Below are 440 nucleotides of genomic sequence, written 5' to 3'. Positions count from 1 at the left end.
GCCTGGCCGGTAGAGAGAACCGCGACCTCCGCGGTGCTCAGGGCCTGGACGTGGGCGGTGTCGAGGCCGGCGATCTGGGCCGTGGTCATTGCCTTGACCTGTGCGGTGGTCAGCAGGGAGATGTTGTCGGTGCTGATGGCTGCCACCTCGGCGGTGGTCAGGGCCGCAACATCCTGGGTGCTCAGGGAACGCAGCTGGCCGGAGTCGAGTGCTGCGATGCCGGTTGCGCCAAGGGCCTGCGCCTGAGCCGTGGTCAGTGCGCCAATTTCCGCGGTGGTCAGGGTCGCCAGGTTGGCGGTGCTGATCGCCTGGATCTCTGCGGTGGTCAGGGCCGCCACGTCTGCGGTGGTAAGGGCACGGAGCTGATCGGAGGAAAGGGCCCCAACCCCTGCAGCACCGAGTGCCTGGGCCTGGGCAGTGGAGAGAACGGCGACCTGGTT

1 protein-coding gene is annotated in these 440 nt (G+C 68.2%); it reads right to left on the bottom strand.

What is annotated here, in order from left to right; all coding sequences use genetic code 11:
* A partial coding sequence (locus tag JFN93_RS25305) for a hypothetical protein (RefSeq protein WP_199387171.1) occupies positions 1–440 on the bottom strand: 440 nt, incomplete at both ends.

It is taken from the genome of Geomesophilobacter sediminis, assembly GCF_016458275.1.
In the GTDB taxonomy this organism is placed as follows: domain Bacteria; phylum Desulfobacterota; class Desulfuromonadia; order Geobacterales; family Geobacteraceae; genus Geomesophilobacter; species Geomesophilobacter sediminis.
The sequence above is the reverse complement of the archived record's forward strand: the minus strand, read 5'-3'. Positions and strand labels throughout refer to the sequence as shown.